Source organism: Streptomyces sp. NPDC047079 (genome assembly GCF_040643755.1).
Taxonomy (GTDB): Bacteria; Actinomycetota; Actinomycetes; order Streptomycetales; family Streptomycetaceae; genus Streptomyces.
In genome coordinates, this window is sequence record NZ_JBEYUZ010000009.1 from 216206 (window position 1) to 229945 (window position 13740).

General features: G+C 72.8%; 14 protein-coding genes. 9 read left to right on the forward strand and 5 right to left on the reverse strand.

The window, feature by feature from the left end; all coding sequences use genetic code 11:
• The first annotated feature begins 95 nt into the window (after positions 1-95).
• Positions 96-1535, forward strand: a complete 1440-nt coding sequence (locus ABZ823_RS15400) for a gamma-aminobutyraldehyde dehydrogenase (RefSeq protein WP_361659219.1) — start codon at positions 96-98, stop codon at positions 1533-1535.
• Between the two features lie 231 nt (positions 1536-1766).
• Here the strand turns inward: ABZ823_RS15400 and ABZ823_RS15405 are convergent, their stop codons facing one another.
• The 5 genes from ABZ823_RS15405 to ABZ823_RS15425 form a co-directional block, all read right to left on the reverse strand.
• Complete coding sequence (locus ABZ823_RS15405; RefSeq protein ID WP_361659222.1) at positions 1767-2435, reverse strand: adenylate kinase; 669 nt, start codon at positions 2433-2435, stop codon at positions 1767-1769.
• Positions 2436-2575: 140 nt separating this feature from the next.
• The gene (locus tag ABZ823_RS15410) at positions 2576-4258 is read right to left on the reverse strand and encodes a cation acetate symporter (protein WP_361659225.1); all 1683 of its coding nucleotides are present in this window, start codon (positions 4256-4258) and stop codon (positions 2576-2578) included.
• Positions 4255-4602, reverse strand: coding sequence for a hypothetical protein (locus ABZ823_RS15415; RefSeq protein WP_361659228.1), 348 nt, complete (start codon positions 4600-4602; stop codon positions 4255-4257). Before ABZ823_RS15415 ends, ABZ823_RS15410 begins: the two co-directional genes overlap by 4 nt.
• On the reverse strand, positions 4599-5375 hold the full coding sequence (locus tag ABZ823_RS15420; protein ID WP_361659230.1) for a LytTR family DNA-binding domain-containing protein: 777 nt from the start codon (positions 5373-5375) through the stop codon (positions 4599-4601). Before ABZ823_RS15420 ends, ABZ823_RS15415 begins: the two co-directional genes overlap by 4 nt.
• Positions 5372-6628 (reverse strand): histidine kinase, encoded by a 1257-nt coding sequence (locus ABZ823_RS15425; RefSeq protein WP_361659233.1) that lies wholly within the window; start codon positions 6626-6628, stop codon positions 5372-5374. The genes ABZ823_RS15420 and ABZ823_RS15425 overlap by 4 nt, the downstream gene beginning before the upstream one ends.
• Positions 6629-6657: 29 nt before the next feature.
• Between ABZ823_RS15425 and acs the strand changes: the two genes are divergently transcribed.
• The 8 genes from acs (at position 6658) to ABZ823_RS15465 (ending at position 13688) form a co-directional block, all read left to right on the forward strand.
• Positions 6658-8622, forward strand: a complete 1965-nt coding sequence (gene acs / locus ABZ823_RS15430) for an acetate--CoA ligase (RefSeq protein WP_361659235.1) — start codon at positions 6658-6660, stop codon at positions 8620-8622.
• A gap of 26 nt (positions 8623-8648) precedes the next feature.
• Positions 8649-9851, forward strand: coding sequence for a beta-ketothiolase BktB (gene bktB / locus ABZ823_RS15435; RefSeq protein ID WP_361659238.1), 1203 nt, complete (start codon positions 8649-8651; stop codon positions 9849-9851).
• Complete coding sequence (locus ABZ823_RS15440; RefSeq protein ID WP_361659241.1) at positions 9851-10198, forward strand: hypothetical protein; 348 nt, start codon at positions 9851-9853, stop codon at positions 10196-10198. The genes bktB and ABZ823_RS15440 overlap by 1 nt, the downstream gene beginning before the upstream one ends.
• Entirely contained in the window at positions 10195-11259 is a 1065-nt protein-coding gene (locus tag ABZ823_RS15445) for an alpha/beta fold hydrolase (protein ID WP_361659244.1), read from the forward strand. Before ABZ823_RS15440 ends, ABZ823_RS15445 begins: the two co-directional genes overlap by 4 nt.
• Positions 11256-12086 (forward strand): 3-oxoacyl-ACP reductase FabG, encoded by an 831-nt coding sequence (gene fabG / locus ABZ823_RS15450; protein WP_361659246.1) that lies wholly within the window; start codon positions 11256-11258, stop codon positions 12084-12086. Before ABZ823_RS15445 ends, fabG begins: the two co-directional genes overlap by 4 nt.
• A 74-nt stretch (positions 12087-12160) precedes the next feature.
• Positions 12161-12436 (forward strand): hypothetical protein, encoded by a 276-nt coding sequence (locus ABZ823_RS15455; RefSeq protein WP_361659249.1) that lies wholly within the window; start codon positions 12161-12163, stop codon positions 12434-12436.
• A gap of 233 nt (positions 12437-12669) precedes the next feature.
• The gene (locus tag ABZ823_RS15460) at positions 12670-13068 is read left to right on the forward strand and encodes a sortase-dependent protein (protein ID WP_361659252.1); all 399 of its coding nucleotides are present in this window, start codon (positions 12670-12672) and stop codon (positions 13066-13068) included.
• On the forward strand, positions 13065-13688 hold the full coding sequence (locus ABZ823_RS15465) for a class F sortase (protein ID WP_361659255.1): 624 nt from the start codon (positions 13065-13067) through the stop codon (positions 13686-13688). The genes ABZ823_RS15460 and ABZ823_RS15465 overlap by 4 nt, the downstream gene beginning before the upstream one ends.
• Positions 13689-13740 lie beyond the last annotated feature (52 nt).

Below are 13740 nucleotides of genomic sequence, written 5' to 3' on the forward strand. Positions count from 1 at the left end.
TCGCAGCAGTCATGCGACCGGGGCTGTTGAAAACGTGGCCCCTCGGATTAGGGTGGAGTCTCAGCGATTGGACACCCGAACTTGGAGGGCCCGCAGTGAGCACCGAGCTGCGTCGTCTGCGCAACTACATCGACGGCGAATTCCGTGACGCCGCCGACGGTCGGACCACCGAGGTGGTCAACCCTGCCACCGGCGAGGCGTACGCGACCGCCCCGCTGTCCGGGCAGGCGGACGTCGACGCCGCGATGGCGGCCGCCGCCGCGGCCTTCCCGGCCTGGCGCGACACCACGCCCGCCGAGCGCCAGAAGGCCCTCCTCAAGATCGCTGACGCCTTCGAGGAGCGCGCCGAGGAACTCATCGCGGCGGAGGTGGAGAACACGGGCAAGCCGGTCGGCCTGACCCGCTCCGAGGAGATCCCGCCGATGGTCGACCAGATCCGCTTCTTCGCGGGCGCGGCCCGGATGCTCGAGGGCCGTTCGGCCGGCGAGTACATGGAGGGGATGACCTCGATCGTCCGCCGTGAGCCGGTCGGCGTCTGTGCGCAGGTCGCCCCCTGGAACTACCCGATGATGATGGCCGTGTGGAAGTTCGCCCCGGCGATCGCGGCGGGCAACACGGTCGTGCTGAAGCCGTCGGACACCACCCCGGCGTCCACGGTCCTGATCGCCGACATCATCGGCTCGATCCTGCCCAAGGGCGTCTTCAACGTCATCTGCGGCGACCGCGACACCGGCCGCATGATGGTGGAGCACCCCACCCCGGCGATGGCGTCCATCACCGGTTCGGTCCGCGCCGGCATGTCCGTCGCCGAGTCCGCGTCCAAGGACCTCAAGCGCGTCCATCTGGAGCTGGGCGGCAAGGCGCCGGTCGTCGTCTTCGAGGACACCGACATCGCCAAGGCCGTCGAGGACATCTCGGTGGCGGGCTTCTTCAACGCCGGCCAGGACTGCACGGCCGCCACCCGCGTCCTCGTCCACGAGTCCATCCACGACGAGTTCGTGGCCGCGCTCGCGAAGGCCGCCGCCGAGACGAAGACGGGCCGGCCGGACGACGAGGACGTGCTCTACGGGCCCCTCAACAACCCGAACCAGCTCAAGCAGGTCTCCGGCTTCATCGAGCGCCTGCCCGCGCACGCCAAGGTCGAGGCCGGTGGCCACCAGGTCGGCGACAAGGGCTACTTCTACGCCCCGACCGTCGTCTCGGGCCTCAAGCAGGACGACGAGATCGTCCAGAACGAGGTCTTCGGCCCGGTCATCACGGTCCAGTCCTTCACGGACGAGTCGCAGGCGATCGAGTACGCGAACGGCGTCGACTACGCCCTGGCCTCCTCGGTGTGGACGAAGGACCACGCGCGGGCGATGCGTCTGTCCAAGGCGCTCGACTTCGGCTGTGTGTGGATCAACACGCACATCCCGCTGGTCGCGGAGATGCCGCACGGCGGCTTCAAGAAGTCCGGCTACGGCAAGGACCTGTCGGGGTACGGCTTCGAGGACTACACGCGCATCAAGCACGTGATGACGTCGCTGGACGCGTAGCACCGGTAGGACACCGGCGCGGCCCCGTACGGGAGTTGTCCCGTGCGGGGCCGCCGCGCGTCGTGTGCCGCGGCAGCCCCGCCCGTGCACAACCCGATTGACGGGGTGCCGGGTTGCCGTGGGGCCGCTCGACGCGGCGTCGACTGTCCGGCCGTGGGGACGGGATGCTGCCAGGATGCCCCGGACTCCGCAGAGCCCCCGCTTCAGCCGTTCCGCCGGTCGAGCAAAGGCTCAAAGGGCCGAGGAGCCCGCAGCGCGCAGAGCGAGAACGGCCAGGAGACGCCGGGTGACGTCGCCGGGGTCTCCGCAGCCGTCGATCTCGTGAAGGACGCCGGCCAGCCGGTAGCGCGCGAGCAGCGGTTGCGTCTGCCGGGTGTGGACCGCCAGGCGCGTGCGCGCGGTCTCCGCCGTGTCGTCGGCGCGCTGGACGAGTGGCTGCCCGCAGCTGTCGCACTGCCCGTGGGTGCGCGGCGTCCTGGTGTCGGGGTGGTAGCTGTCCCCGCAGCCCGCGCAGGTTCGGCGTCCGGTCAGGCGGCGCAGCAGCGTCTGATCGGGGGCGGTGAGGTGGAGGACCACAGCGAGCCGCCGCGCGTGGCCGGCCAGCGCGGTGTCGAGGGCTTCGGCCTGCGCGGGGGTGCGAGGGAAGCCGTCCAGTATTACGCCCGCCGAACAGGAGGGGCCGAGGATCTGCTCCAGGGTCATCTCGGTCACCAGCGCGTCCGGGACGAGCTCCCCCCGCCGCATGTGTGCGCCGGCGGCGGCGCCGAGCGCGGTCCCTTCCGCGACATGGCGGCGCAGCAGGTCCCCGGTGGACAGGTGAGGGATGCCCAGCGCCTGCCGCAGCCGGGCGGCCTGGGTGCCCTTGCCCACGCCGGGCGGGCCGATGAGGAGGAGGTCCATGAAACGCCTTCCGTCGTGTGTGCCGGTGCGGCCACCGTGTTCCGCGGCGCGCCGCGCGGGCAAGGACGGTCCGACCGGTGGGGGGCGGGGTACGACGAACGGTCGCCGGAGCACGACGAACGGTCGGCCGCCCGCAGACGTCAACGCCCCCACCGGGCCGTCTCCACGGACTCGGGTACGTGCATGGCCAGCATGAGGTCTTCCGCGCCGGTGGGAGGCCGCCCCAGCAGGGAGACGACGACCATGACCGCGGAGGACAGCGGGACCGACCAGGCGGCGGGCTGAAGGAGAAGGTCCCCCGTCCAGCCCGCGGGGGCGGCGCCCAGCGCGGAGGCCACGGCAGCGCCTGCGGCCGTCACCCCGCCGACGACGAGTCCGGCACCGGCACCGGCCGCCGTCAGCCCACGCCACCAGATGCCGAGGAGCAGCAGGGGGCAGAGCGTCGAGGCGGAGATGGCGAAAGCCCAGCCGACCAGGACGTTGAGCTCCACAGGCCGCGCCGGAAGCGCCAGCAGCACCCCCACCGCGGCCCCCACCACGACCGTCACCCGCAGGTCGCGCAGTGAGCCTGTGCGCAGGTCGTGGCCGATGCCGCCGGCCAGCACCAGCAGCAGCCCGGACGAGGTGGCCAGGAAGGCCGCGTAGGCGCCGGCCGCGACGGCCGCCGACAGCGCGGCGCCCCATGGCGGCCCCAGCACCGCCGCGGGCAGGACCAGGGCCACCGTGTCGGTGGGCCCGGTGAGGTACAGCTGCGGGACCGTCGTCCGCCCGAGCAGCCCGTACACGGCAGGAGCGAGGTAAAAGAGGCCGAGCAGGGCCAGGGTGACCACGACCGCGCGGCGCGCGGCCGTGCCGTCCGGGCTGGTGTGCAGTCGTACCAGGATGTGCGGCAGGCCCACGGTGCCCAAGACCGTGGCCAGCAGCAGCGACCACGTCTGGAACAGGGGGTGCGTGCCGCCGGGCAGGTGCAGGAGGGGCGTGCGCCAGGCCGCTCCGCCCAGTTCCGGGGCGCCGCGCACCTCGGGAACCGCGGCCCCTTGGGGGAAGCGCACCCGTGCGCCGTCCGCTACGGCATGCCGTCCCGGCGCCCAGGTGGCCGCCCGGTCGCCGACGGTGACGGTGACCGGGGCACGCACCCGAAGGACCGCCGGCGCATGGAACTCGACGGTGGTCGCATGCCGGAAGTGGGTGCCCCGCTCAGGGTGGACGGCCGCGGACCGCCCCGCCGGCCCGACGGCGATGATCAGCGCCAGTGCGGGCACGGCCAGGAAGAGCAGCTTCACGGCGTACTGGAAGGCCTGGACGTAGGTCGCCGAGCGCATGCCGCCCAGCGCCACGGTCCCGGCCACGACGGTTCCGGCGAGCAGCACGGCCAGCGGGTAAGGGACACCACCGAAACGGGCCAGGACGCGGCCGGCGCCCTGGAACTGCGGCACCAGATACGTCCAGCCGATGAGCAGCACGGCCATGCCCGCCAGGCGCCGGACGGGCGGCGAACCGAGCCGGTTCTCCACGAAGTCGGGCACGGTGTAGGCGCCGGAGCGCCGCAGTGGCGCCGCGACCGCGATCAGCAGCACGAGATACCCCGCGGTGAAGCCCACCGGATACCAGAGCACCCCGACACCGCTCTGCAGAACCAGGCCCGCGACGCCGAGGAAGGAGGCCAGCGAGAGGTACTCGCCCGCGATGGCCGCGCCGTTCAGCGCAGGGGAGACGCTGCGGGCGGCGACCAGGAAGTCGGCCGAGGTACGCACCACCCGAACGCTGAACATCCCGATCCCCAGGGCAGCCAGCGCCACCACGGCGATCAGGGCGACGGTCATCGGGTCCGCTCCGCCCGCTCGGCAAGGCGCAGGAGACCCACGGCGGCGAGCAGCAGCAGCGGATGGACGAACACGCCGACAACGAGCCAGGACAGGGGGATGCCGGCCCACCGGATCCTGCCCAGCTGCGGCACGGTGGCGATCAGCAGCGGCAGGGCCGCCAGCAGTGCGGCCAAGGCCAGCACCGTGACGCCGGCGAGCCGGCGCTGACGCCGAAAGGCGCGCCGGGCGGCCGGCGCGTCGAAGTCCGGCGGCAGCACCAGGTGCCGGCCGGCGGCCGTCCGTCTCGCCAGCGCCAGCCGGGTCTGGGGGCTCACCACCGCGACGCGGCGCTGTCGGCTCATGGCCTGACCCTGCCGAACCGGCCCTCCCGGGCCGCGGTGAACAACTGCTCCTTCAGCTGCCGGGCGTGGCGGCGGCTGACCGGGACGTCGCCGCCCGCGGTATGGGCGACCAGCTGGCCCACTGCGTCGGTCCGCAGGTCCTCCACGGCGCGCAGAGCGAGCAGATAGCCGCGGTGCACCCGCAGGAAACCGGCGCGGGACCAGCTCCGTTCCAGCGCGGACAGCGGCATGCGGACCAGGAACCGGCCGTCCCTGGTATCCAGCCGGACATGGTCGCCGTGCGCCTCCACGAACCGCACCTGCTCCCGTCGCACGTACCGGGTGCGGCCCCCCGACTCCACTTTGAGGACGGCCAGGTCGTCGGCCGGTTCGGGCACGGCGGCGGCAGACGGGGCCGGGACGGCGCGGACCCGGCGGACCCGGTCGAGTGCCTGCCGCACCCGGTCGGCCGAGGCGGGCTTCAGCAGGTAGTCCACGGCTCCGATCCCGAAGGCGTCCACCGCGTGCTGCTGCGAGGCGGTGACGAAGACGACGGCGGGCGGCCGCGCCAGCCGGGAGAGCAGCCCGGCCAGCTCCATGCCGTCGAGTCCCGGCATGCCGATGTCGAGGAAGGCGGCGTCGAACTCCTGATGCCGCAGCAGCCTGAGCGCGGACACCGTGTCCGGGGCGGTGGCCACCTGTCCCACTCCCGGGACACGGTGCAGCAGGTGCACCAGTTCGTCGAGGGTGAGCGGCTCGTCCTCGACCACCAGGACGGACAACTCCTTGGTCATCTCGTCGCCATCCCGGGGGAGGACAGCGGTACCCGGAGCGTGACCCGGGTGCCCGCGCCGGGCGCGGTCTCCACCACCAGTCCGTGTTCCGGGCCGTACAGGGTGCGAAGCCGCTGGTCGACGTTGGCGAGACCGATTCCGGAGCGCTCGCCTCGCCCGGCCAGTACCGCTTCTGCCAGCTCCGGGTCCATGCCCGCGCCGTCGTCCTCGACGGTGATGGTGCAGTCGGGCCCGACCGCGGCGCCCGTGACGGTCACCGTCCCCCCGCCCGGCTTTCGTTCGATGCCGTGCCGGACCGCGTTCTCCACCAGCGGCTGAAGGGTGAGGAACGGCAACGTCGCCGGGAGGACCTCGGGCGCGACCCGCACCGAGGTCGACAACCGGGGGCCGAAGCGGGCCCGTTGGAGTTGCAGGTACACCTCGATGGCGCGGAACTCCTCGGCGACGGTGGTGAACTGGCCGCGCCCGGAGAAGGAGTAGCGGGCCAGCTCGGAGAACTGCACCAGCAGGTCCCGCGCCCGCTCAGGGTCGGAGCGCACCAGGGACGCGATGGCGGACAGCGCGTTGTAGATGAAGTGCGGCGAGATCTGGGCGCGCAGGCGGCTCAGCTCGGCCAGCGCGAGTTCCTCCCTGGCAAGGCCCAGCACGGCTCGCTCCAGGGCCTCACCGAGCCAGTCGGCGAGCGCCTCCACCTGCTCGGCCGCGACCTCGTCACCGTCCGCCACCAGCGCGCCCATCGGTTCCGCTCCGGTGAGCAGCGGCGCGGCGACGGCACCGCCGGCGCGCACCGGGCGGCCGTCGGCGAGGGCGCGGTCCGCCAGCTCGCGTACGTCCGCGTGCAGTTTCCCCGCGGTGCCGAGCGGGCCCGACAGGTCGCAAAGGACGACCCCGTCGGCGTCCAGCAGCTTGCGTGCCCGGCGTGCGACCCGGTCGGCGGCCTGCGGCGTGAGGCCGCCGGCGAGCTCGTCGGCCATCCGCCGGGCGGACCGCAACACGACGGCCACGTCGGCGCCGCCGGCTCTGAGCGGGTTGCGCCGATGCCTGATCCCGGCCGGGTGGACACCGATCACGTACTCACCGTACGACCACGCGGCCCTCCGTGCCGTCCACCGCCCGGGCGACCGCTCGTCGCGCCGCAGGGACCGCTCGTCGCGTCCTGCGCGCGGCCCGTCGCAGCGCCCTTCCAGCCGGACGACGGCGGGCGCACGGTCGTAACCAGGCATTCCGCCGAGCACCGACATCGGCGGGGCCACGACCACCCCCACGGCAGAGGAGCAACACCGTGACGGACCGCACTCGGCACCCGCAGAGCGACCGGCCGACGACAGCCGGACCTCCCTCCCCCGCGCCGTCCGCCTTTGCCCGACGGCCGCAGGAGGACGCCGAAGCCCTCTACGCGCAGGCCGCCACCGACCGGCTGGGCTTCTGGGCGGAACAGGCCCGCCGCCTGTCCTGGGACAAGCCGTTCACCACCGTGCTGGACGACACCCAGGCACCATTCCACCGGTGGTTCACCGACGGCGCGCTCAACGCCTCGGCGAACTGTCTGGACCGCCATGTGGCCGCCGGGCTCGGCGACCGCGTGGCCTACCACTGGCACGGCGAGGAAAGCGAGACGCGCACCCTGACGTACGCGGGGCTGCTCGCCGAAGTGCAGCGGTTCGCGAACGTGCTGAAGGGGCTCGGTGTCGCCGCGGGCGACGTGGTCGGCATCCACCTGCCGATGATCCCCGAGGCCATCGTGGCGATGCTCGCCTGCGCCCGCATCGGCGCCGTTCACAACGTCGTCTTCGGCGGCTTCGCTCCGCAGGCGGTCGGCGAACGGATGGCGGCCTGCGGGGCGAGGGTGCTGGTGACCGTTGACGGCGCCCGCCGCAAGGGTCGCGTCACCCCGGTCAAGCAGGCGCTGGAGGAGACCCTGAAGGCCCTGCCCGACCTCGAGCACGTCGTGGTCGTCGGCGCGGCCGGGGCGCCGTGCCCCATGCGGCCAGGCCGCGACAGCTGGTACGCCGACCTGTGCGCGGCGGCCGACCCGGAGTGCCCCGCCATGCCGCTGCAGGCCGAGCATCCGCTGTTCATCCTGTACTCGTCGGGCTCCACCGCCGCGCCCAAGGGCATCGTCCACACCACCGGCGGCTATCTGACCGGCGTCACCTACACCCACCGGGTCGTTTTCGACCTGACCCCGGAGCGGGACGTCTGGTTCTGCACCGCCGACATCGGCTGGATCACCGGTCACAGCTATCTGGTGTACGGCCCGCTGGCCAACGGGGTCACCTCGGTGCTCTTCGAGGGAGCGCCCGACCACCCCCACAAGGGGATCTGGTGGGAGCTGGTGGAGCGTTACGGCGTCACCCACCTGTACACCGCGCCCACCGCCATCCGGGCCGCCATGAGCTGGGGCGAGGAGCTGCCGGGCCGCTACGACCTGTCCTCGCTGCGGCTGCTGGGCAGCGTCGGCGAGCCGATCAACCCCACGGCCTGGCACTGGTACCACCGGGTGATCGGAGGCGGTCGCTGTCCGATCGTGGACACCTGGTGGCAGACCGAGACCGGCAGCATCATGATCGCCCCACTGCCGGGGGCCACCGACACCAAGCCGGGATCGGCCACCCGTCCGCTGCCGGGCGTGTCCGCCGAACTCCTCGACGCCGACGGCACCCCGGTGACCACCGGGACCGGGCTGCTGGTCCTCACCGAGCCGTGGCCCAGCATGCTCCGCACCCTGCACGGCGACGACGAGCGCTACCTGAGGACCTACTTCTCCCGCTTCGGCAAGGACACCTATCTGGTGGGCGACGCCGCCCGGCGGGACGAGGACGGACACTTCTGGATCCTCGGACGCACCGACGACGTGATCAACGTCTCCGGTCACCGGCTGTCCACCGCCGAGGTGGAGTCGGCCGTGGCCGCGCACCCCGCCGTCGCCGACGCGGCCGTGGTCGCGATCCCCGACGAGCTCACCGGCCAGGCCGTGGTGGTCTTCGTGACGCCGACCGGCGGCCGCCCCGGCGACGCGGCGCTGGAGGCCGAGCTGCGGGAGCACATCTCGGTCCGCATCGGCAAGCTGGCCCGGCCCAAGAGGGTCGTCTGGGCCGCGGGCCTGCCCAAGACACGGTCCGGGAAGATCATGCGCCGCCTGCTGCGCGACCTGCTCACCGGTCAGAAGACCGGTGATGTCACGACGCTCGGCGAACCGGACGTGATGGCCGCCCTGACCGCCGCCGTGACCCACCCCACCCATTGAGTCCACGCAAGAGAACAGGTATCCCCATGCAGCAGCACAACAGCCGCGGCATCGTCGTCCTGAGCGGTGTCCGCACCCCCATCGGAAAGTTCGGTGGCGCACTCGCCGGCGTCCCCCCGGCCGACCTGGCCACCCTGGTCACCCGCGAGGCGCTGGAGCGCAGCGGCCTGGCCCCCGAGGACACCGGGCAGGTGGTCTTCGGCCACGTCATCCCCACCGAGCCGCGCGACCTGTACCTGGCACGGGTGGCCACCGTACGGGCCGGACTGCCGGTGTCGGTCCCGGCGATGAACGTCAACCGGCTCTGCGGCAGCGGCCTGCAGGCCGTCGTCTCGGCCGCCCAGAGCATCGCGCTGGGCGACTGCCAGGTGGCCGTGGGCGGCGGTGCCGAGGCGATGAGCCGTGGCCCCTACTGGCTTCCGCAGACCCGCTGGGGCGCCCGGATGGGGGACGGCCAGATCCTCGACGCCATGGTCGCGGCGCTCACCGACCCCTTCGACCACGTACACATGGGCATCACCGCCGAGAACGTCGCCGAGCGCTGGGAGATCTCCCGCGAGGACCAGGACCAGCTGGCGCTCACCAGCCACCACCGGGCCGCCGCCGCGACCGCAGAGGGCCGCTTCGTGGGCCAGATCGTCCCCGTGGAGGTCCCCGCCCGCAAGGGCACGACCAAGGTCACCACCGACGAGCACACGCGACCCGGCATCGCCGAGGCCGACCTCGCCAAGTTGCGCCCGGCCTTCAAGCCCGGGGGCACCGTCACCGCGGGCAACGCCTCGGGCATCAACGACGCCGCCGCGGCCCTCGTCCTGGCCGACGCGGCCGTCGCCGAGGAGCGCGGCCTGGAGCCGCTGGCCCGACTGGTGGCGTACCGCCACGTCGGAGTCGAGCCGGCCTACATGGGCATAGGACCGTCCCCCGCGATCAGCCGCCTGCTGGAGGACACCGGCCTGAAGGTGGACGACATCGACGTCTACGAGGTCAACGAGGCGTTCGCCGCCCAGGCCCTGGCCGTGGTCCGGGAGCTGGGGCTGCCGCCGGAGCGGACCAACCCCAACGGCAGCGGCATCGGGCTCGGCCACCCCGTCGGGGCCACCGGCGCCGTGCTCACCGTGAAGGCCCTGCACGAGCTGTGCCGCATCGGCGGCCGCTACGCCGTGGTGTCGATGTGCATCGGCGGCGGCCAGGGCATCGCCGCACTGTTCGAGCGTGAGGGAGGCCTGTGATGGGCGCCGAGAACACGATCCGCGACGGGGCCCAGAAGCCCTTCCGTGACTGGTACGAGGCCATGGAGCAGCAGGCCGCCGAAGCCACCGAACAACTGGTTTCGGGCAGCGCCTTCGCCGAGTTGCTGGGACTGACCGCCGGCAACTTCGCCGCCCTGACCCGGATCGGCGGCGAGACCTGCGACCTGATACTGCGCAACATGCGGCTGGCGGGGCGGGCCGACGTGACGCGGCTCGGCCGCCAACTCGCCCGAAGCGAGGACAAGTTGGAGCAAGTCCTGCAGGAGGTCGAGGACCTGCGCGACCAGCTGGCGGACCGGGCGGCCAAGGAGGAGGCCGGGCCGTGACCACTCGTCATCCACTGCGCGGCGCCCGGGTGGTGGCCGAGGCCGCCAACCTGATCCTTACCGTGGACGAGGCGAACATCGCGGCCACTCCCCGCGATGTCGTCTGGACCCACCGCACGACCACGCTCTACCGCTACCGCAGCGATCGGCGCCGCCACCCTGTTCCGGTGCTGCTGGTGTTCGCGCTGATCAACCGGCCGGACGTGTTCGACCTGCGGCCGGGAAACTCCTTCGTGGAGTTCCTGCTTGCCGACGGATTCGACGTCTACCTGCTCGACTGGGGCGTACCCGACGAGGAGGACGCCGACCGCGGCCTGGAGCACTACGTCTGCGACCAGTTGCACTGGGCCGTACGGCGGGTGCTGCGCAGCTCCGGCAGCGACCGGGTGTCCCTGGTCGGCTGGTGCATGGGCGCGGCGTTCACCGCGATGTACGCGGCGCTGCACCCGCGGGGTCCGGTGGCCAACACCGTCCTGCTGACCATGCCCTTCGACACCGAGGGCTCGGTGTACCGGCAGTGGGTCACGGCCGACAGCTACGACGTGACCGCTCTCGCGGACCTGCGGGTCATCCCCGGTCACGCCATCGACTGGGCGAACAAGATGCTCAAGCCGGTGGGCAACTACGTGACCACGTACCGCAGGCTGTGGGACCAGGTGGACCAGGGCACCGTCGACCGGGAGGCCTTCCAGTCGATGGCGCGCTGGGTCGCCGACAACCCGCCGTTCCCGGCCCGCGCCTACTGCGAGTGGATCACCTGGCTGTACCAGGACAACCGCTTCGCCGCAGGCACCCTGCGGCTGCGCGGCCGGCGAGTCGACCCCGCCAGGATCGACGCCGCCGTCCTCGTGGTGACCGCCGCGGAGGACCACATAGCCCCGCGCGCGGGCACTCTGCCCTTCCTCGACCGCGTCGGCAGTCCCGACGTCACACACTTCGACCGACCGGGCGGGCACATCGGCCTGATGGCCGGGTCCAAGGCCCGTCACCGGATCTGGCCCGACATCGCCGGCTGGCTGGCCGTCCGCTCGGGCCCCACCCCCTCAAGGAGCACCTCGTGACCATCACCGCCCCCTTCGTCACCGCCGCCGCCGACCGGAGCCTTCAGGACCGGGTCGCCCTCGTCACCGGCGGCACCCGCGGCATCGGCGCCGCCATCAGCCGCAGCCTGGCCGGTGCGGGAGCCACCGTCGCCGCCGCTTATGCCGGCAACACCCGGCGCGCCCGCGACTTCGTCGATCAGTGCCGCACCGAGTTCGGAGCGGACGACGAGCGGGTCAGCGCCCACCAGGCGGACGTCGGCTCCGCGGCGGACTGCCGCCGCCTGGTCGCCGACGTGATCGAACGACACGGCCGGATCGACGTGCTGGTCAACAACGCCGGCATCACCATCGACCGCACCGTGGCGACGATGACCGACGACGACTGGCAGCAGGTGCTGGACGTCAACCTTTCCGGCCCCTTCCACCTCGCGCAGGCGGCGCTCGGCCGCATGGTCGAACAGGGCTCGGGCCGGATCGTGATGATCTCCTCGGTGATCGGCGAGACGGGCAACATCGGCCAGGCCAACTACGCGGCCACCAAGTCCGGTCTGTTCGGCCTGACCAAGACCCTCGCCCGGGAGGCCGCCTTCCAGCTGGCCAAGACCGGCCGCCAGGACCCGTACGGAACCGGCATCACGGTCAACGCCATCACCCCCGGCTTCATCGCCACCGAGATGCTGGAGCACATCCCGGCCAAGGTGCTCGACCGCATCGTCGGCCAGGTGCCGTTGGGCCGGCTCGGTCGTCCCGAGGAGGTGGCCCGGCTGGTGCGCTTCCTGGCCGACGACGCCTCCGCTTACATCACCGGACAGGTCTGGGGGGTCAACGGAGGCCTCGACATGTGAACCGCCAACTCCCTTCCCCCGCGGCCCGCGGGGGAAGGGCCGTCCAAGAAAGGCACACCCCAGAGGAGGTATTCATGGAGGGCATGAGAGCAGAGGAGTACGGCGTCACCTTCGGCGCTGCGGTACGCGACCTGGCGGACATCCAGGACAAGTACCGTCACGCCGTCAGGCAGACAGGCCGCGCTGTCGTCGATGCCTGTGAGAAGTCGGTGGTCGCCGCGGTGCGTGTCCAGGAGCAGGCCTCGCAGGCCGGTGCCGACTGGGCCGCGGACACCGTGCGCACTCAGACCGGCCTGACGAAGGAGCTCAACGCCATATCCGTCGGCGTGCTCCGTCAGCTGCTGGCCTGATCTGAGGCGCCCCAGCCGGTGGCCGCCGCCGTGTCGGCCACCGGCTTGCGCCTGTTGCGTTCGCCGTGCCACGGCAGGTGCCTGCCATTGCCCAGCACCTCGCCTTCGGCGGATGGCAGCCCCCGGCGACTTTGCCTCCTCTTTACAACCCGCTTCGTCGCTGCCTCGTCTCTCCGCTCGATCCGTTCCCCAGCCCGCCGACAACGGGCGGACCGACGAAAGAGAGCGACTCCATGCGCCGAACTGTCCTCAGCGGCCTGGCACTCGCGTGCACCGCCGTGCTGGCGGGCACCGTGCCCGCGTTCGCCGACGCGACCAGCCCGAGCCCGGTACCCACGCGCCGCCCGGGCGCCACCGCCGCCCCGGCTCCCAGCGCCTCGCCGACCAGGGATTCCACCGCACCGAGCGCCGCACCGACCAGGGATTCCGCCGCTTCGAGCGCCGCACCGGCCCGGCCGTCGGCCCGGGGTCAGGTGTCCGTCGTACCCAAGGGCGCGCCCGACACCGGAGTTGCCGCCCCCTCCCCGCGCTCCGGGGCCGAGGGCGGGCTGATCGGCGGCGGCGCCGCGGCGCTGGTCGCGGGCGGTGCGGCGGTCCTCGTCGTGCGCCGCCGGCGGGCGACCGGGGCATGACGCCCCTCTCCAGGCGCGCCTTCGTCACCGCGGCGACGGCCTCGCTGCTCGCGGGCTGCGGCGGCCCCCGGACCCACCGGGCCGCGACCGCGGACCCCCAGGCCACGTCGGCGCCTTCGCCGGCCTCCGGGAAGGCCGTGCGGGCCCTGGCCCGTTCGATCCCCGTGCGGCTGCTGGTCCCGGCCATCGGGGTCGACACCCCCGTCCTCCGGCTGGGGCTGGCACCGGACGGCGGGGTGCAGGTGCCACCGGTCACGGCACACGACCGGGCGGGCTGGTACCGGCACTCGCCGACACCGGGCCAGATCGGCCCGTCGGTCATCCTGGGCCATGTCACGGTAGGCGCCTACGGGGACGGGGTCTTCCGTCACCTCGCGCGGCTGCGCCGGGGCGACCGGATCGAGGCGCGCCTGGAGAACGGCACGGCGGCGGTGTTCACCGCCGCAGCCGTACGCACGGTCGCCAAGGCGGACTTTCCCGCGGACGACGTCTACGGGAACGTGGACCGCCCGGAGTTGCGGCTCATCACCTGCGGCGGCCCTCGTACCGGCGACGGGTACCTCGACAACGTGATCGTCTTCGCCGCGCTCAGCTCCGCGTCGAGCGCCACCCGCCCCTGACCCGCCGTCGTGGATCCCGGGCCGAAGGAACGTACGCCGACGGCCCGGGGTC

Coding starts and splice junctions, on each gene's coding strand:
- ABZ823_RS15405 (WP_361659222.1), bottom strand. CDS start 2,435: ATGGACCTCCTCCTCATCGGCCCGCCCGGCGTGGGCAAGGGCACCCAG.
- ABZ823_RS15410 (WP_361659225.1), bottom strand. CDS start 4,258: ATGACCGTCGCCCTGATCGCCGTGGTGGCGCTGGCTGCCCTGGGGATC.
- ABZ823_RS15415 (WP_361659228.1), bottom strand. CDS start 4,602: ATGAGCCGACAGCGCCGCGTCGCGGTGGTGAGCCCCCAGACCCGGCTG.
- ABZ823_RS15420 (WP_361659230.1), bottom strand. CDS start 5,375: ATGACCAAGGAGTTGTCCGTCCTGGTGGTCGAGGACGAGCCGCTCACC.
- bktB (WP_361659238.1), top strand. CDS start 8,649: ATGCAGCAGCACAACAGCCGCGGCATCGTCGTCCTGAGCGGTGTCCGC.
- ABZ823_RS15440 (WP_361659241.1), top strand. CDS start 9,851: ATGGGCGCCGAGAACACGATCCGCGACGGGGCCCAGAAGCCCTTCCGT.
- ABZ823_RS15455 (WP_361659249.1), top strand. CDS start 12,161: ATGGAGGGCATGAGAGCAGAGGAGTACGGCGTCACCTTCGGCGCTGCG.
- ABZ823_RS15460 (WP_361659252.1), top strand. CDS start 12,670: ATGCGCCGAACTGTCCTCAGCGGCCTGGCACTCGCGTGCACCGCCGTG.
- ABZ823_RS15465 (WP_361659255.1), top strand. CDS start 13,065: ATGACGCCCCTCTCCAGGCGCGCCTTCGTCACCGCGGCGACGGCCTCG.